Source organism: Paenibacillus sp. FSL W7-1088 (assembly GCF_037969855.1).
Lineage (GTDB): Bacteria > Bacillota > Bacilli > Paenibacillales > Paenibacillaceae > Paenibacillus.
On the sequence record NZ_CP150216.1, the window covers coordinates 4,621,267 to 4,648,221 of the forward strand.

The 26,955-nt window shown below is 47.3% G+C and carries 17 protein-coding genes; 1 reads left to right on the forward strand and 16 read right to left on the reverse strand.

The window, feature by feature from the left end; translation table 11 throughout:
• Positions 1–55 precede the first annotated feature (55 nt).
• From MKY42_RS20790 to MKY42_RS20855, 14 genes are all read right to left on the reverse strand, one after another.
• On the reverse strand, positions 56–1,906 hold the full coding sequence (locus MKY42_RS20790) for an ABC transporter ATP-binding protein (protein ID WP_090900424.1): 1,851 nt from the start codon (positions 1,904–1,906) through the stop codon (positions 56–58).
• On the reverse strand, positions 1,903–3,675 hold the full coding sequence (locus MKY42_RS20795; RefSeq protein WP_090900427.1) for an ABC transporter ATP-binding protein: 1,773 nt from the start codon (positions 3,673–3,675) through the stop codon (positions 1,903–1,905). The genes MKY42_RS20790 and MKY42_RS20795 overlap by 4 nt, the downstream gene beginning before the upstream one ends.
• A gap of 321 nt (positions 3,676–3,996) precedes the next feature.
• A complete protein-coding gene (locus MKY42_RS20800) occupies positions 3,997–7,665 on the reverse strand; it encodes a dynamin family protein (protein WP_339844352.1) in 3,669 nt (1,222 codons plus the stop codon).
• A 254-nt stretch (positions 7,666–7,919) separates the two neighbouring features.
• Complete coding sequence (locus MKY42_RS20805; RefSeq protein ID WP_090900431.1) at positions 7,920–8,192, reverse strand: NAD/NADP transhydrogenase alpha subunit; 273 nt, start codon at positions 8,190–8,192, stop codon at positions 7,920–7,922.
• Between the two features lie 23 nt (positions 8,193–8,215).
• Positions 8,216–8,911, reverse strand: a complete 696-nt coding sequence (gene nth / locus MKY42_RS20810; RefSeq protein WP_090900434.1) for an endonuclease III — start codon at positions 8,909–8,911, stop codon at positions 8,216–8,218.
• 163 nt (positions 8,912–9,074) lie between these two features.
• Complete coding sequence (locus tag MKY42_RS20815) at positions 9,075–11,813, reverse strand: S-layer homology domain-containing protein (protein ID WP_179264075.1); 2,739 nt, start codon at positions 11,811–11,813, stop codon at positions 9,075–9,077.
• Between the two features lie 72 nt (positions 11,814–11,885).
• Positions 11,886–12,569 (reverse strand): GerMN domain-containing protein, encoded by a 684-nt coding sequence (locus tag MKY42_RS20820; RefSeq protein WP_090900439.1) that lies wholly within the window; start codon positions 12,567–12,569, stop codon positions 11,886–11,888.
• Positions 12,570–12,604: 35 nt separating this feature from the next.
• A complete protein-coding gene (locus MKY42_RS20825; RefSeq protein ID WP_179264073.1) occupies positions 12,605–14,017 on the reverse strand; it encodes an N-acetylmuramoyl-L-alanine amidase family protein in 1,413 nt (470 codons plus the stop codon).
• Positions 14,018–14,275: 258 nt separating this feature from the next.
• On the reverse strand, positions 14,276–15,682 hold the full coding sequence (locus MKY42_RS20830; protein WP_339844359.1) for an N-acetylmuramoyl-L-alanine amidase family protein: 1,407 nt from the start codon (positions 15,680–15,682) through the stop codon (positions 14,276–14,278).
• Positions 15,683–15,956: 274 nt separating this feature from the next.
• Complete coding sequence (gene leuD / locus MKY42_RS20835) at positions 15,957–16,574, reverse strand: 3-isopropylmalate dehydratase small subunit (RefSeq protein ID WP_090900448.1); 618 nt, start codon at positions 16,572–16,574, stop codon at positions 15,957–15,959.
• A 31-nt stretch (positions 16,575–16,605) separates the two neighbouring features.
• Complete coding sequence (gene leuC / locus MKY42_RS20840; protein WP_090900450.1) at positions 16,606–18,027, reverse strand: 3-isopropylmalate dehydratase large subunit; 1,422 nt, start codon at positions 18,025–18,027, stop codon at positions 16,606–16,608.
• Between the two features lie 374 nt (positions 18,028–18,401).
• Positions 18,402–19,859 (reverse strand): glycoside hydrolase family 1 protein, encoded by a 1,458-nt coding sequence (locus MKY42_RS20845; protein WP_090900453.1) that lies wholly within the window; start codon positions 19,857–19,859, stop codon positions 18,402–18,404.
• A 28-nt stretch (positions 19,860–19,887) separates the two neighbouring features.
• On the reverse strand, positions 19,888–20,727 hold the full coding sequence (locus MKY42_RS20850; protein ID WP_090900456.1) for a PRD domain-containing protein: 840 nt from the start codon (positions 20,725–20,727) through the stop codon (positions 19,888–19,890).
• A gap of 36 nt (positions 20,728–20,763) precedes the next feature.
• Positions 20,764–22,662 (reverse strand): beta-glucoside-specific PTS transporter subunit IIABC, encoded by a 1,899-nt coding sequence (locus MKY42_RS20855; RefSeq protein WP_179264067.1) that lies wholly within the window; start codon positions 22,660–22,662, stop codon positions 20,764–20,766.
• Positions 22,663–23,020: 358 nt separating this feature from the next.
• Between MKY42_RS20855 and MKY42_RS20860 the strand changes: the two genes are divergently transcribed.
• Positions 23,021–23,941 carry a LysR family transcriptional regulator gene (locus tag MKY42_RS20860; protein ID WP_090900462.1) on the forward strand — a complete coding sequence of 307 codons (921 nt, stop codon included), beginning with the start codon at positions 23,021–23,023 and terminating at the stop codon, positions 23,939–23,941.
• Between the two features lie 492 nt (positions 23,942–24,433).
• Here MKY42_RS20860 and MKY42_RS20865 read toward each other — a convergent pair whose 3' ends face one another.
• Positions 24,434–25,255: a carbon-nitrogen family hydrolase gene (locus MKY42_RS20865; protein ID WP_076288978.1), complete on the reverse strand. Its 822-nt coding sequence runs from the start codon at positions 25,253–25,255 to the stop codon at positions 24,434–24,436.
• Between the two features lie 48 nt (positions 25,256–25,303).
• Entirely contained in the window at positions 25,304–26,950 is a 1,647-nt protein-coding gene (locus tag MKY42_RS20870) for an AraC family transcriptional regulator (protein WP_339844367.1), read from the reverse strand.
• Between the last annotated feature and the right edge of the window lie 5 nt (positions 26,951–26,955).

Genomic DNA, 26,955 nt, shown 5'->3' on the forward strand with positions numbered 1-26,955 from the left:
CTCCCTATTTTTCTTGTGAATTTTACAAGATTTTTTGTGTTTTTTCGATCAATTTTTACAAAAATCTGTATTGAGCTTCTATTAACCCATTATAAACTCCTTGTTTCTGGATAAGTTGCTCATGGTTTCCTTCTTCCTTGATTTCACCATGATCCAGCACGATAATGTTATCCGCATTTCGGATCGTGGAGAGACGGTGGGCCACCATAAAGGAAGTTCTTCCTTTCAGCAGCACTTTCAAAGCCTCCTGAATTTTGAGCTCCGTTTCGGTGTCGATGCTGGCAGTCGCTTCATCCAAAATCAAGATTCGAGGGTCAGCCAGCAAGGCACGGGCAAAGGATAACAATTGCCTTTGGCCCATGGATAATACATTCCCGCGTTCTTCAACTTCCGTATCATATCCACCCGGCAGCTTCATAATAAATTCATGGGCATTAACAGCCTTCGCAGCTTCTTCCACTTCTTCATCGGTTGCATCCAGTCGTCCAAAACGAATATTATCGCGAATGGTGCCAGAGAAGATAAACGTATCCTGCAGCACAATACTGATCTGGCTGCGCAGACTTTCAACCGTTACATCCCTTACATCCTGACCATCAATGGTGAGACGTCCGCCAGAGATGTCATAGAACCGGCTGATCAGATTGATAATGGTACTTTTACCTGAACCCGTATGACCTACAAGGGCAATCGATTGTCCGGCACCTGCAGCAAAACTGATTCCCTTCAGCGCCTGTCTGCCCTTCTCATATTCAAACACGACATTGTCGAATACGATATCTCCTTTAATAGAAGCAAGCGGCTTGGCTCCAGGTTTATCTGCAATACTCGGCTCTTCATCCATAAACTCGAAGATCCGTTCGGAGGAAGCCATGGCTACGAGCAATTGATTGTACATCTGTCCCAGACGGTTAATCGGGTCCCAGAAGTTGCCGACATAGTTGGCAAAGGCTACAAGCAATCCGATTGTCAGCTGCCCCTCTTGAATCAGATAAGCACCAAACCAGAACAGGATTAACGTTCCGAAGCCGCCCGTAATTTCAATCAGAGGACCAAAGCCCTGGTTCATGGCCGATGCCCTGTCCCATGATTTTTTGCTCGACAGATTCATGTTGTCAAAATACTTCATGTTTTCTTTTTCCTGCGTATACGCCTGAGTCACACGAATCCCCTGAATGGATTCATTCAAGTGGGAATTAATACGGGAGTTCTTCATGCGTACATCCTGCCAGGCCCGGCGGATCAGCACACGCAGTTTGGTCGAAATAATAAACATGAGCGGAACCGTAATAATGACCGCGAGGCCCAGTTTCCAGTTGATCAGCAGCAAAATGACGATAATACCGAGCAGCTGCACACAGTCAATCATGACGTTGACCGCACCGTTAGTGAACAAATCCTGCAGGGAGTTGATATCATTGGTGACACGCACCAGCACCGAGCCCGCAGGTCTTTTGTCAAAGAAGTTAAAGGACAGCTTCTGGATATGTTTGAACAGATCCGAGCGAAGATCGTAAATGACCCGTTGCCCGATAACGTTCGTCAATTTGATTCGGTACGTATTAGCCGCCCATTGAATCAGATACAACACAAGCACAGAACCAGCAATAATATAAAGCATCGTTAAGCTTGGCAACCCCGTTGCAGGTGCAATCGCTTTATCAATCGCCAAACTGATCAAAAATGGAACGGACAATTTCGTAATGGTACCCAAAATCATCATTAGAATAATGAGTGGCAAAAGTTGTCTTGCATAAGGTTTCATGTACGAGAACAAACGTCCGAACTCACGCCAGTTAAACGGTTTTTCAATTATTTCGTCGTCCTGATATACAAAACGTTCATTCATTTTCTTGTCAGAGGTCTCTTTGACCTCGCGCCTGTCGGCTACCGTTTCGGCACTCATGAATTCACCTGCTCCCCAGCCTCTCGCTTACCGCGGGCAATATAATCTGCGTATTGAATCTCATATACGTCCCGGTAAGGCCCAGGCTCTTCAATAAGACGTTTGTGTGTGCCACGTTGAACGACCCGTCCTTCATCCAGCACCAGTATCTCATCTGCGTGACGCAGGGAAGAGATCCGATGCGCAATGATAAACGTCGTTCTGCCACGCATGACTTCCTGGAATCCAGATTGAATTTCATGTTCAGTTTCCATGTCGACTGCACTGGTTGCATCGTCCAGAACGAGAATTTTCGGATTTTTGAGCAGAGCCCTTGCAATTGCAATCCGCTGTTTCTGTCCTCCCGACAAGCCCATTCCACGCTCCCCTACAACCGTATCGTATCCTTCAGGGAATTCCATGATAAAATCATGGGCTTTCGCCAGTTTAGCGGCACGGATAATTTCGTCCATTGTTACATTTTTGAGTCCATATGAAATGTTGTTGCGAATGCTGGATGAGAACAGGAACGTTTCCTGGAACACAGAAGCAATCTGACTCCGCAGGCTGCGAATGCCAATATCCTTAATATTTTTGCCGTCCAGCTTGATGGTGCCCGAGTTCACGTTGTATGCACGCATCAGGAGCTGAATAATAGTTGATTTACCCGAGCCTGTTCCTCCCAGGAAGCCTATGACAGAGCCTGGTGGGGCATCAAAGTTAATATCAGTCACTGCCGGCATTTTATTGCCGTAGGCAAAGGTAACGGACTCGAAGGTCACATGCCCTTTGACTTGATCTGCTTCTACAATGACTGGATCTTCTGTCTCTTGTACATCTACCGGCGTATTCAAAAGTTCCAACACCCGTTCACCCGATGCTTTGGATTGCGTATAGTTGTTGATATGGAATCCAAGGTTCCACATTGGACCGATTATGTACCAGATCAAACTGAAAAAGGCAACGAGTTGACCGAGTGTTAACGTTTTCTGAATAACCATGTTTCCACCAATGAGGAGCAGAAGAACTACGCTGACCGAAGCGAGAATCTCCATGATCGGAAAATATTGACTCCATAAGGTTGCTGCATGAATCTGGTTCGTTTTGTAACGCTCGTTGCGGACGGAAAACTTCTCCACTTCGTGAGGCTCACGTGCAAATGACTTTACAGTACGCACACCTGTAATATTCTCCTGTACTGCTGTCGTCAAAGAGCTGAGTGCCAGCCGCATTTCTTGGAACGCAGGGTGAATTCGGGATTCGAATCTCAGCGCAACGAAGGCAAGCAGAGGAATACATATGAGCGTTAGCAAGGTAAGCTTCCAACTCATGGTCATCATCATGATTGCGCCGAATACGACCATCAGAACCATGTTGAGAATTTGAGCGAAGCCAAATCCGATAAAGTTGCGGATCGCTTCGAGATCTCCCGTGAGGCGGGACATCAAGTCTCCCGTTTTGGCCGTGTCGTAATACCGGAAGGATAAAAATTGAAGCTTTTCGTAACAAGCGTTACGAAGTCGGTAAGCCAGGAAGTTTCCGAGACGCCCTCCAAAAAGACCGTGTAAAAATTGCATTCCCGCTTTCAAAATAACGACACCTAATACCGTTAAAGCAAGTTTGGGAACGTCTTCAAAATTGCGCGGAGTGATGACGTCATCAATCAGTATCCTTAGCAGGTTCGGATACACCAGCCCAAGCGCGGTCGCTATGGCGAGGCATAAGATCGATAAAAATAAATACGTGCGCTTCTCCCAGAAAAAGATCTGCAATTGCCTGAGAACATCCATGTCTCTCCTCCTCTTATATCGTTCAAAAACAGTATGAACATTTATGAAGTTTATCACCGTCCCCCATTCGCGGCAAAGCGAATAAGCGACCATATTCAGGCTACTTTCACCTTAATGCGTCATTAAGGGAGGTAGATACCCTCCTATCAATCAAATGTTTGAATATTCTCTTCCTTTCAGGTTGTTCGTACCAAAAAAGGCTCCCTGTATGCCTTTACAGGCAGGGGCCTTTTTGGGTACAACGACAACATTTCAACATATCGCTGTATAACTCATTTTGTTTTAAAACCGTTTCCATACATACATGGATTTGAATCCCTTTTATTCACGTTCGATCTGCCCCAGTTGTACAGCCAGACCCTCCCATTCTTCGGCAGGAATTCCACTGGTCAGCGTCTCGTGAAGGGCACTCACGGCCTCCTCAAGTCTCTCTTCCAATTGACGAGAATGATGCCGCAAAGACTGCCCAAGCTGGTTGTCATAGAATTGAACCAGCTTATTCTCCGCGTCAGGCAGAACATCGATCACCATCTGTTTAATTATGGGGTCAAGTGCCTCCTGCAGCCGCTGTCGTCCATCTCCTTCGAAGAACTGCTTCGGATTACGGAAATAACTCAGATATGCTTTCCAACCTGAAGGTTCTTCCAGACGCACCTCTTCCAGGACAGGTGTACTCCAGCGTTCGTTCAGCGGCAACGACAGATCCATACCTCCGGACACTCGTTTCAATTCATCTACACAATCGGTCACTTGCTTGTGCAGCCAAGTCTGACCCGCCTGTTCAAGTCTGAGTGTAGTGGCAAGCAGTTCCTGCTCCAGTTCAATGGCGATCATGCGCAGCAATTCACGACCACAGGCTGCGAATGCTGCTTTCAGATTCCCGCGATCCTCGCGAAGAACGGATGGATGGAACGCTTCAGCCATGAACAGACCAAAACGGTAGCCCAGGCGCTGCCGCACATGGAAGAGCAGTTCAGCCGTTTCCTGAGCCAGTTCTGCCTTCATGGACCGTTCCGCGAGCAAATGTACCCTCTGAAGGGACTGTTCCTGGATGGAGCCCAGCTCATCCCGGCGACGCTGTAGCACCTCTTCCCCCTGAGCCGCATCCTCGGCACGTGTCTTCAGTCGTTTGATCACCCGTGCGATCTCTTCAGAAGCTCCACCAACCGCAAGGTCCGCAAGCTCACTTCCTGCAAACCGGTTAAATTCTTCCTCGAACCGAATGAAGCCGGATTGCTCCAATAATGTCGCATCGTTGCCCGTCTTGCCTTCCAATGCCAGCATGCTGGATACAGGAAAGAGACGTGGTGCCCGAATGCCATTACTGCGCAGCTGCGTGCTCACATGGTCCAGAACCTGCTCCAACTCCTCTTCAGAGGAAGACAAATCACTCGCATTAACTACAAAGAACATCTGATCCATCGCCGAGCTGTCTTTCACACGTCCCAATTGATTCAGGAACTGTCGGTCTCCCTGAGAGAAGGCATGATTGTAGTACGTTACGAAAATGAGTGCATCCGCATTCTTCATATAATTGAAAGTGACACCCGTATGACGGGCATTCACGGAGTCAGCCCCTGGCGTATCTACAAGGACAATGCCTTGTTCTGTCACATCACAACTGTAGTACAGGTCAATACTGTCGACAAAACAAGATTTCTTTTCATTCGCGACAAAGTTACGATATCCGTTCAGATCCACCAGCACATCCTGGCCGAGTTGAGCTGCGGTATCCTCCCAGCCTGCTGCGGCTGCCTGCAAAAAGCTGTAATGCGGACGCCCTGCCGGATGCACATCCTGTGGTGAAAGGGCTTTGACGCGTTTTTGCCAGTCTGCCCCAGGCTCGCCCAGTCCAAGCAAGCGGAAGGAGTACGCGAGATCCTCCTGGAAGGCGTCCGGGGTCTTCATCCGGACCCGGGCAGTTCCATGCTCCGCGCCACCGGAAGGAGCCATGATCCGGTTAATGGCCGCTGTCGTTGGATGCGGCGAGACCGGTAACACAGCTTCGCCCAGCAACGCGTTGGCGAAGGAGGACTTGCCGGCGCTGAACGCTCCGAACAGCGCCAGCGTAAACGTGCCGCCCGCAAGCGAAGCCGCGCGTGCACGCAGATCCCGTACCGCCGACCCCATGGCGGGGTACGGCTCTACCAGCGCAGCGGCGGCTTCCAGCCGTGCCGCCGCTGCGTCCAGGCGCCGGCGGCGCTGTGCGCCAGCCGCCGGCTGCCCAGGCACCGCCGCTTTGCGCGGCGGCGGTGCCCCGAGTCTGTGGCTGCGCAGCCACAGACTCCGCCGTGCCGTGTGCGGGCCGGGTGCTTCACCCGGCTCGTGCGCGGGCACGGGCGGGCCCTGCACCTCCGGCAACAGCCCGGAGGTGAGGGGGCCCGCAGGCGCCAGCAGGCTGCGCAGCCCTGCTGCCTCGGCGTCGGCGGCGCGCTGCAGCGCCGTGTAGCGCGCCGCCGACGCGGATTGCGCCATCAGCGCTGCGCGGCTGGCGTCCAGCGCCTGGAGCGCGGCTTCGCCCTGCGCGCCAAGCGCTTCAAGCAAGCGGTCGGCCAGCATCATGGCCGACCTGCGGTAACGGGCCTCAATCTCGCCCCGTATATCTTTGCTGAATTGAAGCACATACTCGGGAGATACTTCTGCGCTAGTGCTCCGTTTCATCTCCAGCAGTGCTTCATCTACCGCAGGCAGCTCCGCGTTCAGCGCCTGCTCCCATTCAGCGCCCCACAGCTGGTGGGCTTCACCCAGCTGTCTGAGCATGGTACGGATATGTACCTCTACCTGTCCTGAGGCCTGATCCTGCAACAGTCTCACAAGCTCAGCGGCCCGACGCTGTTTCTCCTGCTCTGTCTTGCCACCAGAGAACAATAAACCTACCCGAAAACCGGGTTTACGGCTCTCCAAATAAGCCGCAGCAGAGGCACGAATATCAGCCGGGGTCAGGTTCGCATTCGCCAGAAGGGATTCCAGTTCCGCCCGAAACTTCTCCCGTTCACGCGATGGTTTGGAACGAAGTTCGGCTTCCTGTTGATCCAGCAGACCCAACTCCCGTTCCAGGCGTTCGATACCTTCCTTGCCCCCAACTTCCTCCAGGAGCGCTGTCTCTTCCTCTTCGCGTTCTTCCGCCTGTCTTGTCAGATGCTGCTCCGTCACATGGCTCGCAGAGCTCGCAAGGCTGTGCTTGATTAACCCTTCCTTCTCCTTCATCATATGTTCAATCAGTTGAGGAAGCTGCTGCCACTGGCTGTAACGATGCTCCTTGTCGCGAAGTGAAGTAAACAGCAGACCATCATACCGAACTTCCCAGGCAGCAAAAATAGCTTCTACACCTTCAACATATTGGTCAAACGAAAGCTCCCGTTCCCGATGTTTATCAATCTGGTTTACGATCAGAAACAACGGTTTGCCCCAATCCGATAGACTTTTGGCAAAAGAAAGATTGCTTTCCGATTGCACATGGTTATAATCCATCACATAGAACACCACATCGGCAAGATGCAGTGCTGAATGGGTTGCAAGGCTGTGCCCCTGATCGGTCGAATCCACGCCTGGCGTATCAAGTAATACCGCATCATCTTTCAGTAAGGGAATGTCATCCCATACTTCAATGGAGGTATATGCCCCACCATTCTTGCAATACTCTTCCAATTGTTCTGGCGAAACCTCAAGTACTCCCGCTGAATTGTCAGCGCTTACGTTCGATGACGTATAAATAAGTGCTCTCGGCTCACCGTTGCGGATGGATACAACATTCGCACTTGTAGGTACAGGACTCGAAGGCAGAACCCGCTTGCCGCATAAACTATTAATTAGACTCGATTTGCCTGCCGAGAAGTGTCCACAAAACGCAATCGTTAACTGTTTCATTTCCGCCTTACTGATCAAATCCGTTAAAGCCTGTACAGCTGTATGGTCCCCTGTCTGCTCCATCGCTTCTCGCAGTGGAAGCAGAGGTTTAGCCATCTCTACTGGGTAATCTGTTCTGGACATGACTGGCCTTCCCCCTGGCTCCTCTAATTTGACATCTGGTCCGATGTCTTTATCTTATAATTCATTTATTTTACCATTATCAAGTTTGAAATTGAACGGTTGGAATTCTCCACATAAAAAAATAAAACCGATGCTGTCGGTTTTATCTGTGAAACGATTGGATACCATAAGCTTGCTGCGTCCATGCCCCATGGATCACCTTCAAAAGGATAACCTGTGACATAGAAGCAGCACATCTTATTATTTCAAATCTCTTAAGAAACAGCGTTCTCCATCGAAGGCAGCAAAATTTCAAATACTTGTCCATGCTGCAAAATCGTAATGTTACGACCTTTGTCTCTCATGACAACCACTTCTGGTTTCGTGGACATACGCTCCAGATAATGTTCAGGCACATCGCCAGAATGGCTTACAGTGATACCTTCTACTTCTTTTTCTTCGTTCTCAGCCATTTCCTGTTCAACGATTTGTTCGAAAATATCGGAGAAGGCCTCAAAATTGTCAGTGTACACGGAAATGCATTTCATGATTACTCATCCTCTTCTGCTCATTAATTTATTTTTCGTTTTGGGGTTGTGGCACGTTCCTTATCTTTCCTGATTTGGGACGTTTTCATACGCTTTTTACCTTCTCTGCATATGTCCAGCAATGGACAGACATGACATTGAGGGTTTTGTGCCTTGCAATGGTAGCGTCCAAAAAATATGATCCGGTGATGGGTTAAAGTCCACTCATCCCGGGGTACGCGCTTCATTAGTTTTTTCTCGACCTCAAGTACGGAATCATCCCAACCTGCCAGTGCCAACCTTTTGGATACACGTTCAACATGCGTATCCACCGCAATCGCCGGGACTCCAAATGCATTGGATACAACGACATTTGCCGTTTTCCGCCCGACACCAGGGAGCGTCACAAGCTGATCATGTTCCTGCGGTACATCACCGCCATACTGCTCTATTAAAATTCGGCACATGTTCTGAATATGCTTGGCCTTGTTTCGGTACAAGCCGATACGCCGGATATCCTGCTCCAGCTCTTCGAGAGGAACAGACAGATAATCGGCAGGACTGGTGTACTTTTTGAACAAGTCTGCGGTTACCTTGTTTACCGTTTCGTCGGTGCACTGGGCAGACAACAGGACGGCTACAGTCAATTCAAACGCGTTGCTGTGATTTAATTCGCAATGTGCATCAGGAAACATTGCTTCCATTGTATCGAGTATATGCCTAACAGTGGCTGCATTCATGAAGAGCTACCTCCCACAAAATGACTCCACGCGGTGGAGCCTTACTTCGAAGCTTCTTTCGAGTACTTTGCGGGGACCCCAAAAATCTTGCAAAAAAAACGTCCTGATGCGGGAAAGATCCCGCATCAAGACGGTCATTCTTTTGATCCTCGAAAAGAAACGATTACTGTTTTTGGATCTCCAGTACAACGTTGTTCAGGAGATACAATACAATATTATCATTATCTTTGAGAGATTGCACGCTTAAAGTGTTGTCACCCTGGTGAACAAATGCGCCTGTACCCAGTGCAAAACGATAATTCGTGTCCGATGTGGACTCACGTTTAACCAAAATTTGGTTACCAACTCCATCATAAGACCAGAACTGTTTGCTCATGACTGTCAACACTCTGAAACGGGTGGAATTATCCGTATCCTTCGTCATTTCAACACGATCACCTACAGTAAGACTGCCAAGAGTAGTTAATGTAGATCCCGATTTGACCACTTTTACAGAACCACTAACAGGAACCGTCTCACTTTGACCATTAAACAGTTTCAGTGTAACTGACGAAGCATCAACAGATGTAACCTCCGCAAGCGTACGTTTAACAACTTGAACCGCTTTAGGCGTCGTTCCCTCAAATGTAACGTTAATCAGGTTGCCGGCTGTCAACTGCGAGACCGTAATAGTCTGACCGCTTTCCCCTGTCAGTACCGCTTGATCAACGTAGAACTGACTTGTCAGCGAATCCGATTTCACACGAACACGACCATTGGTCTCTACAGAGACTACTTCAAATTGAGCCACGGTGTTCAAAGCCACTTTTTGCACATAGTCCTGATTCGAACCCAGCGTAACTGTGACACTGTCACCGATCTTCAGATCACTCAGACTTGCTCCAGATTTGTTGTAGATCTCGATGGTTGGAACTGTAGAGTACGGTACTGTTACCGTCTGGCTTCCGGACAACAAACTGATTTTTCTGCCCGCAGTATCGATGCTGCTAATTGTGCCTTCGTATTTGTAGATCACTTTAACGGATAACGCACGAGTTCCCACATACGTCAGATCCAATTTGCGGCCATCATTCAACAAAGGCTCCAACCCAGCAAGTGTAGGCTTCGATGTGTTGTAGTCCAGCTTCGTTTTGTCATCGAGCGTGAACACAAACGGTTTTTTATTGCTGTCGAGAATCGTCAATACTTTTGTTTTGCTGTTGTAGGATACAACGGAAACCCCGTTCATTGGCTCCATCTGACGTCCGATCACTTGAATGCGCGTCACACGATCTTCAGAATTTAACGTAAGCTCAACCTGATCCCCATTGGTTGCATCCGAAATCAGATCATTCAGCGTAGCATCCTGGATTCCATTAATTACGACTTCCGGCTTCTCTGCTAGCAGCTTCGCTTCCAATGATCCACCTTCACGTTTAAACGTCAGTGTCGATTGGTTACCACCGACCTCCACCAGTGTACCGCGTAAAGACTGCTCTACACCTTGCGACAATTCGATCGTTTGCAGGATGCTGTCTTTCACCGTATACTTCACTGCACTTCCCGCTTTGAGCTCGGCCAGGGAAAGGATTCGGTCCTGGTAACGAATGATCAGATTATCGTTGTAGGTATATTGCTCTGTAGTTCCGGCAGCATTGGTAAGCTTGATCGTTTTGGCAGCAGTCGTTACTTCCGCAACAACGCCACTATCACTTTTGTTGACAATACCGGACTTCACACGAATAACAACTGTCTTTTTGTCAGCAGAGAACGTCTCACGCTGTACTTCAATGGTGCTGTCTGCTGTTATATCAGACAGTTTGATTGCATTTCCGTTTTGATCGATAAATGCCGTTGCCTCATCATAGCCGTACGTTTCATAATTCTCGCCTACAAACAAGCCAATTTTATTCCCTGACAATGAACGGGCAAACGTACCTTCAACGCTTTCTACCTGTGGTGTAGCATCAACCACTTCGACATAGGAAGCCGTACCGGTAGTACCTACAATCTGAACTTTTGTATACAGCTTCACATCCGCAGACGATGCACGGGATTCACTGTCTTTTGTAAAGTAAGGTGTACTGCTGTTCACTGCGAAGTTGACAGCTTTTCCGTCCACAACCAGCGTGATCTGCCCATCTTTTAATCCAGTTACATAACCCGTGGATGTGTTCGCATACTTCGTATCCGTTAACGTTTCGCCACGGCTGAAGAATGTAGCGAGTTGGGCACGCGTTACAGAGCCAGTTGGATTAAATTTGTTGCCATCTACACCTTTGGCCAGATCCAGGCTTACAGCCAGATTGATGTACCCTTTGCCACTTTCGGAAATACTATCATTATCAGCAAATCCGGTAGATTGGTTGTTTTGCGCCTTCGCTTCAGCATCTTTGTTCAACGAACGGATCAGCAATTTCGTAATCCATTCACGTGATGCTGGTTTCTGTCCCCATGATGTTTTCGATACATCCACAGTGGATTCTTCCGTTTTATCAATGAGTCCCAGTTGAAGCGCCAAAGCGACATATGGCTTGAAATAGTTTCCCACTTCCATATTTGTCGGTAATGCCGTAGCCGTGCTGTCGTTCAACTGGTTCTCCTTGTTCATAAAACGGATCGCCATCGTCACAGCTTCCTGCTGCGTTACCGCGTCTCCCGGACGGAACAGGCCGTTGTTACCGAGAAGAATACCTTGATAGGCCAGCTTGTACACATGTTTCTCAGCCCAGTATCCGACCTTGATATCACTGAACAAACCGGTTGGTGCAGCTGTATTGCTTACAGTTGCAGTCTGGCCTTGCCCCGTATCTGTTGATTCTGCTGCCATGGCAGCTCCGCCGGCGCTAAGGGCCATCATGCCTGCAAGCACGGCTGAAACTACTTTTTTAGAGTGTGATGGATTGTTATATTTAAAAGTCACCTGTGATTCCCCTCTCTCATGTAAAACGGCCGATATTCCGCAGATTCACGGTAAAACAACATGCTGTACAACCTATTCGGATCGTGTCATTGGATGCTCAAGATCCACATGTCCCATCAAACTCTCGGATTTCTGGCCGTCTACCAGCAAATCAAGCGATTTGACTTCATCAAACTGGAAGAACGTTTGCTTCAAAGCATCAATGGCAAATACTTCACCACCTGCACCAAGACGTGCTGTATCCGGCATATGGATATCCAAGGTAAGCGCACCGTCTTTGAACTGAACAGATTTCAATTCAATTTCTTTCGCCCAAAGCGGAACAAGTTTATCGTCCTTGCTTTGTTGCAGCGCTGCAAATGCAGCCTTGTACTTGGCATCATCCGAAGCGTAAGTAATATCTGCCGTTGCTTTGTGCAATTCCAACTCTTCCAGATCTGTGTAGTACACATCAATGGTTTTCTTCTCATTACCTTCGGATGTTCCAGGCTTCTCTGAAGTAGTTCCACCCGATGGAGTCGTTGTACCCTCCGTAGTGCCTTCTGTTGTACCCGGTGTCGTTGTCGTTGTATCCTCCGGATCCACGGTTACAGGTTCAGTAATATCCGTCTCATTCTGATTCTCAGACGCATTATTCTCTGTTCCCGCACCTTGAGTCTGATTTGGAGCTGGAGCAGCTGTTGGCTTGCTTCCACATCCAGCAGCAACTGTCATAACCGTTACCAGCAGCGCTGCAATCCATAATTTTTTGTTCATTCTAACTCCGCCTCCTGATCATAAGGGTTGAACCCTTATTTAATTCCCAGATACTCCTTGATCCCTGCAACAATCCCTTTGGCTACACTGTTCTGGAAACTTTCAGTGAACAATGCCGCTTCATCACTCTTGTTGCTCAGGAAACCAGCTTCCAGCAAAACAGCCGGCATCGTTGTTTCACGGGTTACGTGGAGACTTGCCGTTTTTACTCCGCGGTCCTTCAGACCAGATGATTGCAGAAGGTACTTGTGCATCACCGAAGCCAATGCCTTGCTATTCGAACGGGTGTAATACGTCTCCACACCGTTTGCCGCTGCAGACCCGCTGTTCGCATGAATGGAAATAAAGATATCCGCCTTCAATTTTTCTGCGATCTTTACTCGTTCACTCAAAGCCAAAAATGTATCATCGCTGCGCGTCAGCACAACGTCAATGTTAGATTCTTTTTTCAGCAATGCTTCTACTTTCAGAGCCATTGCCAGATTGAAGTCTTTTTCCTTCTTGCCGGTTACACCGATGGCTCCCGGGTCCTGATCACCATGTCCAGCGTCTACAACAACAACTTTTTTGCCATTGTTTCCAACAGGAGGTTGCGGCGTTGTAGTGCCTTCTTTGTTCAGATCAATCATAACCAGACCGGAGTCACTTTGCACGTCATAACCTTTGGCAGTGCTCAGATCAATGACAAAACGAAGAGTAGAAGGACTATTGCTGTACAAGGAATAACGAATCTTCGATACATCCGGATATCCACTCACTACAAGCTGTCCATTCTGGTTGCTGTCCAGAGCTTGTCCTTCACTGAAAGAATCAGCGAATGCGGTATTTGGCAAGTCTATAACGATTCGATCCGGTCCTGTCATCGTGAAGACGTTCGGCTTCGTATTTCCGCTTGTTGCAATCAAAAAGCGGTTGTCACTGAAGCTGATGCCGTTCACCAGTACAAGACCCTCCTGATCCGATCCTCCACCATCATTACCAGAGTTCGGAGGAGTGGTTGTCCCGTTTCCGGAACCTGAATTCTGGGTAACTAATGTTACCGTCTTCGTTGTATTGTTCCAACCCACCTTAAGGCCCATTTGCTCACCAATGAACCTTAAAGGCACAAGTGTAGTTCCATTTTTCACGAGTGGCGGGGCATCCAGGTTCACGTTACTGCCGTTCACCGTTGCCGTCTTCTGTCCAACAATCATCTGCATGGCAGTGTTGTCTTTGCTAATAGTCACGGTGCTTGTTGCCTGTTTCCAGTCCACACCATATCCCAGGCTCTCCGAAATAACCCGAATCGGAACCATCACTTTGCTATTGATGATTTCCGCTTTGGCATCCGAAGGCTGCACAATTTCTTTCCCATCTAGGATAATATGCGTATCTGCTGCTGCATGACTATAGCCCGGGAAAACGAGCCCAAAGACAAATAACAGTACCAAAAAACCGAACTTCTTCATCCTTCACCCCTACCATTCTCATATTTTTTTGCCGCATGTTGTGAACCTTCAGCTCCGACTGACCACTGAGGCATTACCAGACACCTATTAGACGCCTCTCACTCTCAAAAGTTGCGAATATATTCCAACATAACAGAAAAAAAACGTTGTCAAATCAAGCTTTTTCTACATTTTATTGTCTGTATTTTTCCTTAATTATCAATTATGCATCTCGAAACAACGCACTAGCCTGACCTTCATATTTGCGCACGATCCACATTAAAGACCCAAATATTCAACAATTCCGTCCATGATGGCCTGTGCACATTTATTTTGATAATCTTCGGTCAGCATCATTGCTTCATCCGCAGGATTACTCAGAAATCCGAGTTCAAGCAGAACTGCGGGCATCGTTGTTTCACGGGTTACATGCAGACTTGCCGTCTTCACTCCCCGGTCCTTAAATCCCGTAATCGGCAATACATGCTTGTGCAAAATGTCAGCCAGATCCTTGCTCTCCTTACGACTGTACAACGTTTCAATTCCATTAGGAACAGTCGTTGTAAACTTGTTTCCATGGATCGACACAAAAATATCTGCCTGATTCAGTTGGGCGATATCCACACGCTGCTGCAGGGATAATTCCGTATCGTCCTGCCTTGTAATCACAGTCTGAATCTCTGTACGCTGCTGCAGAAGTGCCTGAACTTTGAGTCCCACTGCCAAATTAAAGTCCTTTTCATAGGCGCCTGTCACACTGACGGCTCCCGACTGTCGTCCGCCATGTCCTGGATCGATAATGACAACCTTTTTGCCATCATTGGTTGGCACAGCAGGCTGACTTGTTGGTTCTCCATTACTCGCCGCAACGTCAACAAGCAACACGTTGTTCTCGCCCAGTGACCATTTGGCTGTCGCTACCTGACTCAGATCAAGGACCACACGAACCGTTGAAGGCGTTTGGCTGAACATTGCATATCGCACCTTGGATACCAGCGATGAATCCGTAACCAGCAGAGTTCCGCTACCATCCGGATTGGAAGCCTGTCCCTGGATAAATTCCTTGGCAAATGTGGTGCCGGGCAGATCTACGATAATACGATCAGGTTCGCTAAGACTGGAAACCTTCGGTGTGATTTTCCCGTTCGTCGCCAGGATCAGACGATCCCCGCCGAAGCTGATGCTTTGAAGCTTTGACAGACCATCCGGTTCAGGAGCTTCCACTGGGTCATTTTCACTTTCCGTACCGGCTACAGGAGGAATGCTAGATAGGCTAACTGTCTTGGTTCCATTGTCCCATCCCACCTGAAGGCCCATGCCTTCACCAACAAAACGTAACGGAACCAGTGTAGTCCCCTGTTTAATTAGAGGCGGAGAATCGAGACTCACCCGATTTCCATTCACGGTGGCCGCATCTTCGCCTGCCGTCATCTGGATACTGCTGTTGCCTTTGAGAATACGAACCGTCTGGGTAGCTTTCTCCCATTTCACCTGATAACCGAGGTTTTCCGAGACGATCCGAATGGGCACCATCACGATTTTGCCAGTATTCTCGGCCGGAGCTCCCGACGGCTGATTAATGGTCACACCGTCCAGCACAATCGAGGGAGACGAATCGGCATTTGCCATGACAGGAAATAAACATAGGAACAGAAAAACAAAGACTGCTGTCCACCATTTCTTCATACATCTACCACCATTCTGTTTGTCTTTTGAACCTTCGACCTGATTCGCTGTGGTGCAACACTCGACTCTATCTACCCTTCCATAATCTACTAATCAGTTTATCAGATATTGTCACTTCATCCGGTTACAACGTTGTCATATTTAGTCGGATTATCCTGCAATTCGAAGACAAATCGCTTCATTGCCAAATGCAAAAAAACCTCCAATTCGATCCAAGGAACGGTGAAGTTCCCTGCATGATTGGAGGTTAGATATACGAACTACAGATGAAAGATTAGACTGAGGCCGTTTGTCCAAACAGCTTTGCCGCGTGGCGCTGTTCATAAGCGGTAATTTCATCATCATGCTGGAGTGTCAGGCCAATATCATCCAGGCCTTGCAACAGGAACTGACGACGGTGCTCATCCAGATCAAAATCAATATGCAATCCGAGCGCATCTGTAATCGTTTTGTTTTCCAGATTGACATTCAGTTCATAACCTTCATGAGTCGCTGTACGCTGGAACAGATCTTCTACCTGCTCTTCCGACAGTTTGATTGGCAAAATGCCGTTTTTGAAGCAGTTATTGTAGAAAATATCCGCATACGATGGTGCAATTACACAACGGAATCCGTAATCCATAATCGCCCATGGTGCGTGCTCACGAGAAGATCCACAACCAAAGTTAGCGCGTGAGATCAGAATGGATGCTCCTTCGTAGCGAGGTTTATTCATTTCGAAAGAAGGATTGTTGTTGCCCTCTTCGTCAAAACGCCATTCGTAGAACAAGAATTGTCCAAATCCGGTCCGTTCGATCCGTTTCAAAAATTGTTTTGGAATAATTGCATCTGTATCTACATTGACCCGGTCTACCGGTGCAACGATGCCTTGCAGTGTTTTGAATTCATCCATATCATTCGTTCTCCCTTCAATCCGTTCCTAGTTAAATAGCTGCTTCCGTTTTGAAATTCCAGTCACGTACGTCAACGAAGTGTCCTTTAACCGCTGCTGCTGCCGCCATTGCAGGAGATACAAGGTGAGTACGTCCTCCGCGTCCTTGACGTCCTTCGAAGTTACGGTTGGATGTCGAAGCACAACGTTGTCCTGGTTTCAGTACATCCGGGTTCATTGCCAGACACATACTGCATCCTGCATCACGCCATTCAAATCCAGCTTCCGTGAAGATTTTATCCAGACCTTCTTTTTCTGCCTGAATTTTAACACGTCCCGAGCCTGGTACAACGATCGCTGTAACATTGCTGGATACGGTGTGACCTTTGGCTACCTGTGCAGCAGCTCGCAGATCTTCAATCCGTCCATTGGTGCATGAACCGATAAATACATAATCAACCGGGATTTCGGAGATCGGTGTTCCAGGTTCCAAGCCCATATATTCAAGCGCTTTTTCAGCAGCTTTACGTTCGTTTTCAGTTGGCAGTTCAGCCGGGACAGGAACTTTCGAAGAAATATCGGTTCCCATACCTGGGCTAGTACCCCAAGTTACTTGCGGAATCAATGTTTCCACATCGATTTCAACCACACGGTCGAATTCAGCACCTTCGTCAGTTACAAGCTCTTTCCACGCAGCAACCGCTTCATCGAATTGGCCATCGGCAGGTACGTATTCACGTCCACGCAGATACTCAAAAGTTGTTTCATCCGGAGCAATCATGCCCGCTCTTGCTCCACCTTCAATGGACATGTTGCAGACGGTCATACGCTCTTCCATGCTCAGTTCACGGATCGACTCACCTGTGTATTCAATAACATATCCAGTAGCAAAGTCTGTACCGTATTTGGCGATGACTGCGAGAATCATATCCTTCGCCGTTACACCCGGGTTACGTTTGCCGACAAAACGAACTTCCATCGTTTTGGCTTTGGCTTGCTGCAAACATTGAGTTGCCATAACGTGCTCTACTTCACTCGTTCCGATCCCGAATGCGAGTGCGCCAAATGCACCATGTGTGGATGTGTGGCTGTCGCCACATACAATCGTTTTACCTGGATGAGTCAGACCGAGTTCAGGACCCATAACGTGTACGACACCTTGATCAATAGTATCCAGGTCATACAGTTTTACGCCAAAGTCACGGCAGTTTTGTGAAAGGGTGTCAATTTGTTGTTTGGAGATTGGATCTGTTATGTTGAACCGATCCTTCGTTGGAACGTTGTGATCCATGGTTGCAAACGTCAGCTCAGGGCGACGAACTTTACGGCCGCTCAGACGCAGACCTTCAAACGCCTGCGGGGATGTTACTTCATGCACCAGATGCAGATCGATATACAAAATGCTTGGTTTGCCTTCTTCCTGATGAATCACGTGATTTTCCCAAATTTTCTCAAACATCGTTTTTTTACTCATCATTTTCACCTCATCATAAGTTCGGTCCTTGGAAGAGCCTCATGTTGTATTCCTCTAAAAGTGAAGCTCTTGAATGACATAAATATATCACCCTGTCCTTGATTGTTCCAAGATATAATATCTATAGATGTAATAGGTTTAACCTATAATGAGGGGAGCGCAAATAAACCACTGCTCTACGCAGAGGTTTCAGTTGATAACAATTATCATTATCATGTAAGTCTTATACTACGTTCCAGCTTCTTCTCTGTCAATGCTTTTTATGTTAAGCAGAAAAACAGCCCTGATACCAGGGCTGCGCTGTCTTCATTAACTTTTTACAATCAATTGCTGTATGCGCGGTTTTGTAATTATGCCAGACTACTACACGGATTCTACAAACCGTTATTGGCAATCACATCTTTGTACCAGAAGAAACTCTTTTTGCGCTTTCTCTCCAGCGTTCCGTTACCGTCATTATCCTGATCAACGTAAATAAAACCATATCTTTTCTCCATTTCGGAGGAAGAATAACTGATCAGATCAATAATGCCCCAACTCGTGTAACCCATCAATTCGACTCCATCGAGAATTGCTTCATGCATCTGTTCCATATGGGAACGGAAATAATCGATCCGGTAATCATCCTGAATGCTACCGTCTTCTTCGAACGTATCGACGGCTCCAATCCCATTTTCAACAATAAATAATGGCACTCCATAGCGACTATAAAGTTCGTTCAGGGAAATGCGCAGACCTACCGGATCAATCTGCCAGCCCCAGTCATTGGTGTTCAGATAAGGATTCTTTACACCCCCAGTAGTGTTACCACTCACCTGTTCCAATCGATCCCCATCAACACTCGATACAAGCGACATGTAATAACTGAATGAAATAAAGTCCACCGTGTGCACTTTCAGAATCTCCTCGTCACCTTCCAGCATATCCAGTACAATCCCTTTTTCAGCAAACAATCTCTTCGTAAAATATGGGTATGCCCCACGGACCTGAACATCCGTGAACATAAGATTAAATTGATTATCCCGGGAAGCGACCAATACATCTTCGGGGTTACACGTATGGGCATATGTCGTAAGCTTGGTAAGCATACATCCGATCTGAGAACCAGGAATGATCTCATGACAATATTTCACCGCCAGGCTACTGGCCACAAATTGGTGATGCAGCGCCTGATATACAGCTTGTTCCACGTTGTTGAAACGATCCGAAACGATACCACCACTCGTAAACGGGTGACGAACGATGCTGTCAATCTCATTAAAGGTAATCCAATATTTCACTTTGTCTTTATATCGATTGAACACCGTTTGGCAAAAGTGAACAAAGTAATCGACCACTATGCGATCCGTCCATCCCCCATGATGATTGACCAGATACATCGGCATCTCATAATGAGACAACGTAATCAACGGTTCAATGCCCTCCTTTAACATGCCATCAATGACACGATCATAGAATTGCAAACCGGCTTCATTGGGCTGCGTTTCATTCCCATTAGGGAAGATCCGTGTCCATGCAATGGACAAACGCAATGTTTTTAGACCCATTTCCCCAAACAAGGCTAGGTCTTCCTCGTAACGATGGTAGAAATCGATGCCCCTGCGTTTCGGATATTCTCTGTCCGACGTTGATTCCATCGCTTCCTGGATCTGTTCTTCCGTAATTGCGTTATGTTTTTTGTACTCACTCTTGGAAACACCTTTTCGATAAATGGCGATATCAGCTGTAGACAGACCCTTGCCATCCACATTCCAGGCACCTTCCGCCTGATTGGCTGCAATGGCTCCTCCCCATAAAAAACCTTCCGGGAACGTTCTTGTTGTATTGGTCATTGTGTATTCCTCCTTGATTGGTTCTATCTTAATTGCGACTCATTACACGATTGATATGAATAATCAGGTACATCATTTCTTCGCTAGAAATCGTATGTTCGAAGCGGGCTTCAATGTACTCTTTGATCAGCTGTACACATTGTTCTTCCTGCGGATATTTGCTCGCAATCTGGTCAAACAGCTCATGATCCTGCGTATTTAACGTTTTATGCTCAAACAGTCGCTGAATGAAGAATTGCAAATGGGTTAAAAAGCGGGAATAGTTAATGCTGTGTGTATCCAGCTCCACCTGATAATGAATTTTAATAATATTGAGTACATCCTTGACCGTGCCCGTCATCAGCATGACCTGATTCATATTGTCATCATTCTGCTGAGCATTGACGAGATGAAAAGCGATATTGGCCGCTTCTTCTTCAGGCAGGGAGAGACCAAGCTGATTGTGAATGAGAGACAGACCATGCATGCCAATGCTGAATTCCTGTGGATAGAACTTCTTTACTTCCCAAAGCATACGATTCTGGATGGTCATATTGTCCTTGAACCGTTTAGTCGCCATATACAGATGATCCGTCAATGAGACGTAGAGATGATCACTCAGATGTCGGGACAATGTATGTTTGGCATAAGAAATGATTTCGTCAGCCAGAATGAGATATTCTTTTGGCGTTTCCTTCATCAGAGCGGTGAGATCCGAAGAAATTGTTTCATTTTCAAGCACATATACCTTCTCAATCTCGTCCTCATTCACGACATCTCCAGGTTTGCTCTTGAAGCCGATGCCCTTCCCCATCACAATAATTTCCTTATCATCCTCGCCACGTCTGGCAAGAACAACGCTCGAGTTCAGTATTTTCACGACTTCCATATCTGGCTGCCTGCCTCTCATTGATATTTCGGGCGGTTATAACACTGTAATTAATGGTTTCTCCGGTCCCGTTATTGGTGATGATTCATTACCCAATACCTCCAGGTAATCCGAGGAATTGGTCACAATTACAGGGGTCGTGGTGTCATAACCTGCGGCTTGTATTGCTGCAAGATCAAACTCCATCAGAAGTTGACCATGGGAGATTGGTTCCCCTTCAGTTACTTTTACATCAAAATGCTGCCCTTTCAATTTCACAGTATCCAGTCCTACATGAATTAGGAGTTCCACCCCATCCACCGATCTCAACCCGATCGAATGTTTGGTACGAAATACCGTCTCAACGGTACCATCAAACGGAGCAAACACTTTGCCGATGCTTGGCTGAATCGCCATCCCCTGTCCCATTGCCTCTTGGGAGAAAGCCTCATCCTTCACTTCTCTTAAGGAAAGGACTGTACCCTCCAGTGGCGCAAATACCATTTTTTTTGATTTGATTCCAGCCGAAGGCCTGATCTCAGGTTTTACTTCCACTTTTGCTACCGAAGAGTCTGTTGCTGGAACTGCTGCTGGAACAACATCCTGAAATCCAATAACATACACTGCAATAAACGCGATAATGGAGGAGATTAACATCGTAATAATGGCATATATAATGTTCATGTTGTCTTCACTGATAAACATAGGCATGGATGCAATCCCTGGTCCCACGGCTGCATACGCCTTGAGATTCACAATTCCTGCGAATAATCCCCCGATGCCCGCACCGATCATGCATGCAAACAGCGTTTTCTTGAGTCTTAAATGTACACCGTACAATGCTGGTTCCGTGATGCCAAATACACCGGAGATGCCCGCAGACAGCGCGACTTGTTTGAGCTTCACATCCTTGGTTTTGAACGATACAGCCAGCGATCCTGCTCCCTGCGCCATATTAGATGCCAGCATGGCAACCAGTACTAGTGTCTCGTAACCAGGTGAAGCGAGTGCTGCGAAAATAATGGGATAAAACACTTTGTGCATACCGAACATCACAATTAAAGGCATCAGAATCGCCATAATGACAACAGTCAACCAGCCAATTTTGTCCTGAATCCAGTAGATCAGGTTGGACATGCCTGTGCCGAGATACATGCCCAGTGGACCAAGTACAATTAGCGCAATTGGAGCAACAATCAGAATGACAATCAACGGTTTAAGGAATATCTTAACGGGTCCTGGTGAGACCTTGTCGGCAAAACGTTCGATATAGGACATAAACCAGACTGTTAAAATAATCGGTACAACCGATGATGCATATTGAACAGAAGCCACAGGCAATCCGATAAAGGATACCGGATCTTCACCGCCAAGCAATCCAATCATATTGGGATGCAGCATGATTCCTGCGAACAGGACAGCTACAAAAGGGTTGGTCTTGAATTTATTTGCACTAGAATAGGCCAGCAGGACCGGAAGAAAATAAAAGGCTGCATCCGACATAACACTCAAAACGGTATACGTCTGACTTTCTTTGGACATTAATCCAGTCACGGTCGCCAGAAGCAGCAGCGCCTTCAACATGCCTGAAGCAGCAATGGCCGGGATAATCGGCTGGAAGATGCCTGCAATTACACTGGCAAAGGTGTTAAACAGACCTTTGGGACTGTAATCCGCTTTTTTCTTTTCCAGAACCTCACTGGATTGCTGGGTATCCACCATCTTGGCAAGTTCGTTATAGACATATCCAACATCATTGCCGATGATTACCTGGTATTGGCCGCCACTATTCACTGCGCCGATGACGCCATCCAGGTTTTTGATCTCGGCCGTTTTCGCTAAATCAGGGTTCTTCAAAGTAAGTCTGAGCCTGGTGGAGCAATGAATTGCCGTGTTGATATTATCATTGCCACCAACCAGCTCCATAATCGATTGGGCTAATTGTTTGTGATTCATGGTGCACCTCCGCCTTTTTTCTGCTGGGAACAAAAAAAGACCTAAATAGGGTAGGAAAAAGAAACTCTTCCCACCCAATCTAGGTCTTGCCTGCCGAACAGTAACACGCCATCGTTGGATGAACTATTATTCAATTATATTAACGAAAAGAATATGAATAGCTGGACTTTATCTGTACTGAAAAAGAATACATCTGAAAACGATTTTCTTGTTATACCCGGGTAAGTTTAAACCATTAAGCGTTTTCAGACACAGTATATCAGCTCTTTTTAAGCAGTGCAAGCGTTTCAGCAAAAATAATGATTTCTTCATCTGTAGTGATATAATGATGGCATAACGAAAGGAATGACGTGTGGATATGGAATTCAGACAACTTCAATATACGCTGCAAATTGCGGCAGAGCGGAATTTCTCCCGGGCAGCCGAGAAGCTGCACATTGCCCAGCCTTCTTTAAGTCAGCAGCTATCCAAACTCGAAAAGGAACTGGGTGTACTGTTATTTCAGCGTAATACCAGCACCGTGGAGTTGACCCATGCAGGGGTGACTTTTGTAGAGCAGGCTCAGAAAATTATTGATGCAGTCGAGCTGCTCAGACAGGAAATGTCGGACATCTCCCAGCTGCGTAAAGGTAAAGTCGTTGTAGGCAGTATGCCGATCACTGGCTCCCACCTGCTTCCGCATGTGCTTCCCGCATTTCAGCAGGCCTACCCCGAGATTGAAGTAACGTTGCTGGAAGACTCCGGACTTACGCTTGAAAAGTTGACCGCCAGTGGCAAGGCCGACTTAAGCCTTCTCTCGCTCCCATTGCAGGAGTCAAGCCTATCTTATGTGACGATTGGTGAAGAGCGAATTGATCTGGCTGTTCCACCAAATCACCCTCTTGCACGTAGAGGAGATCCGGAACATCCGGTTCCAGTACGGATGGAAGAGCTTCGCGATGAACCCTTTGTTGTGCTGAAGAAAGGACAAGGCTTCCGGAAGCTTACATTTGATCTGTGTGAAGAAGCCGGGTTTGACCCCAACGTGGTGTTTGAGAGCACGAATATTGAGACGGTGCAGTCACTGGTGGCTACAGGTATGGGGATTACGCTCGTTCCGCGCTTTATTGCTCGCGCGCCGCGCAGTGAATTTATTCCTGTTTATGTACCATTGGCCGAGCCAACTCCCAGTCGTACTCTTGTCGTTGCATACCGCCAAGGACGGGTTCTCTCCAAAGCCGCGGAGGCGTTCATTCATACGTTTCAACAAACCGTTGCCGAGCTCTCTCAAGGAGAATAATTGGACAGTCAGCGAACTAGCCCGCCATACATGGCAATAAAATAAACAAAGGCTTGACCCATAAGGGCCAAGCCTTTGTTCTATACTCGTCTCCCGCATCCGCAGGATAAAGTTCTTACATGGTATTAGCAGTACATCATCGTTACAGTACAATGTTGCTGATATCACCATTGAATTGTTAACGTAAAAACGTACATATAAGAATTTCAAGTTTGGCGGTTTATTTTCGCAAATTACGTTCACTTGTCAGCCTGTTCTGTTGATTCACAAGGCGGCCTTCGTCCTGAACAGATTGTTCAGGGGGTGATAGCCCTCCTGCCCCATTCTCTAAGAATGGCCTCAAGTGATCTACCCTAGTGTTTTCCTGTTCCAGTCTCCTGAGCGTATCTTTCACATGGTTGTCCATTGATTGATCATCCTCCTTGGTGACGGGATAGTTATCATTACCCGCCTCCCGGATGAATAAACACTTTATTGGAAAATTACAGATTTTTATTTGCTGCCAAAATAAATGCCAGGTCTGCGGTCTTCGAATACCGGAATACGGCCACGAACCTCATCCACAAGCGAAGGACGAATAATTCCGGTCACAATCTCTTCCCCTTCTCCGCCTTCAGCCACAATTTCACCCCAAGGATCAATAATGAGGGAATGCCCGAAAAATTCGGTGTCTCCGCTTTTCCCAACGCGATTGCAGGCAATAACATACATCTGATTCTCAATGGCCCTTGCTGTAAGCAGTGTGCGCCAATGATGCAAGCGCGGGTTCGGCCATTCAGCGGGGACAATTAATGCTTTGGCTCCGTTCAAGGCAAGCGTTCGAGCAAGCTCAGGGAAACGGATATCGTAACAGATCGAAGCTCCAGCGGTGAGGCCGTTCTCCAATTCGAATATTTCCGGTTCTGCACCAGGCTGCAAATACTTCTCTTCATCCATCAGGCGGAACAAATGCAATTTATCGTAACGTGTCACCTGATTTCCTTCACTATTATAGGCGTACATTGTATTGAAGATTTGGCCATCACGTTTCTCCGCAATGGAACCGCCAACGATGGAGATTCGATGTTTTTGGGCAAAAGTCGCTAGCCACTCTCTTGATTTCTGGCCTTCCGGGTCAGCAAGCTCATGAATTTGTTCCAAAGCATAGCCCGTATTCCACATCTCGGGCAGCACAGCCAATCCCAAGTCGGGAACCTGTTCTACCGCTCGTTCGAGCAAAGACTGCATATGTTTATGGTTGGCCTCAGGGTCTCCGATCTGAATATCGCCCTGAATCAGGGCTACACGCATTTCCCCTTGTTGTTGTTCTGTCATAACCAGCACTCCTCTGAACCGTAATACCTGTAATCATAGCTTGATCATTCAATCATCTGCAACCTGTTTTCGTGCTGAACTCCTACATAATAATTCGGGCAACAAAGTTAACAAACGGTTGCTAGTCATTGCATCGCCCAAATTCCATGTTGTTTCCTCCACTCCGTACACTTGCCCCTTCTGCACGGCTGGAAGTGCTCGCCAGCTTGGACTATGCATCAACTTCTCTGTGGCCTGCCTTGCAATAACCTCTTCAGGAACCAAGACAAATATATGATCACCCGCATACTGACGAATCGCTTCAGACGAAATCTCCTTATATGCTCTGCCCGCCACAAGCGCCTCCTTCACTTTCGTAACGGGTCTGAATCCCATCGAATGATACAAGAGCGAGGCCAGACCAATATTGCCCATGACAAACAATCGTGCACCCCGATGATATGTAAATACGGACGCCGTTTCCCCCGGTTCAATTGAAGCATGAATCTTCATCCACATCTTTTCCATACGCTCCTGATAGGAGGAGAGCCATTTCTCAGCCTCTGCTTGCTTGCCAAACCAGCTTCCCACCCTGCAAATCCGATCTTCCAGCGTTGCGTGAGAGTTGTATGCCAGTGTGGGTGCAATTCGGGAAAATTGGTCATATTGTTGTTCGTTGGTGCTATCGAAAATGATCAGGTCTGGTCTCATCCGGACTGCCTCTTCCACATTAACCGGGGCAACCGCATCATATGTCTGATCTCCTAATAGACCTATGCCCAGCACTTGAAGATCTCCACCGGAATCACCATAAAACATAATTCGCTCCGGCCGTGCCGGAATATTCACATCATGACCCAACCAATCCTGAACCAGTGTTTGTTGCTGAATAGATCGGTCATATTGACGAGGCGATAATCCGGTCATTTGACGAAAACGCCTGCTAAAATAATACTCATCCTTAAAGCCCACCCGGGTTGCTATATCCCGAAGTGGTTCATCGGATTTGCGCAGCCAATCCTTGGCATGTTTAATTCGTATATGGTTCACATAATCAAGCGGCTTGTGGCCGGTTAATTGTCTGAACAAGGTTGTATATTGCACGGGTCGGATATCTGCAAGACGGGCCAGTTTCGTTACTGTGATTTCTTCAGCGTAATGGTCTTCTACATATTGAATTGTACTGTGTAGTCTGGATTCCATACTCTGCTCCGTTTTTGGTGAAGTGTACCGGGTGATGACCATCTCCATCCATCTCTGAAACTGTGCATTCAAATGGCTGTATTCGGCATCTGTTTGATAATCCCGAATGGCATACATCTGCTCCAGCAGCCCACTTAACGGGGCATAAGGATAGCCGTTCAATTGATTTCTATGTTCGAATACAGGGCGCGTATACTGTTCCGGATCTCCTGTCAACACATGAATAACATCAAATGATATCACCATATATTTCAATTCCTTTCGGTTTCCATGTTCAATTTGGTATCCCTCGCTCGGAGAAAGCGGGTAAACACATCCGGTGGTAAAGGGAAACTGTTCATATCCTATATATAAGCGACCTTCCCCTTCTTCGCAGATCAAGAATGTATGTTTATCGCATGTTACTTCAAGCATCACCTGCTCTGGTGGTTCAATTCGTTGTTCCAGATGAGCCAGCCGAAACATGAATGCTGAAAAATACAACCCTCCCGCATCGGCATTCAAAGCCTGCATGATGG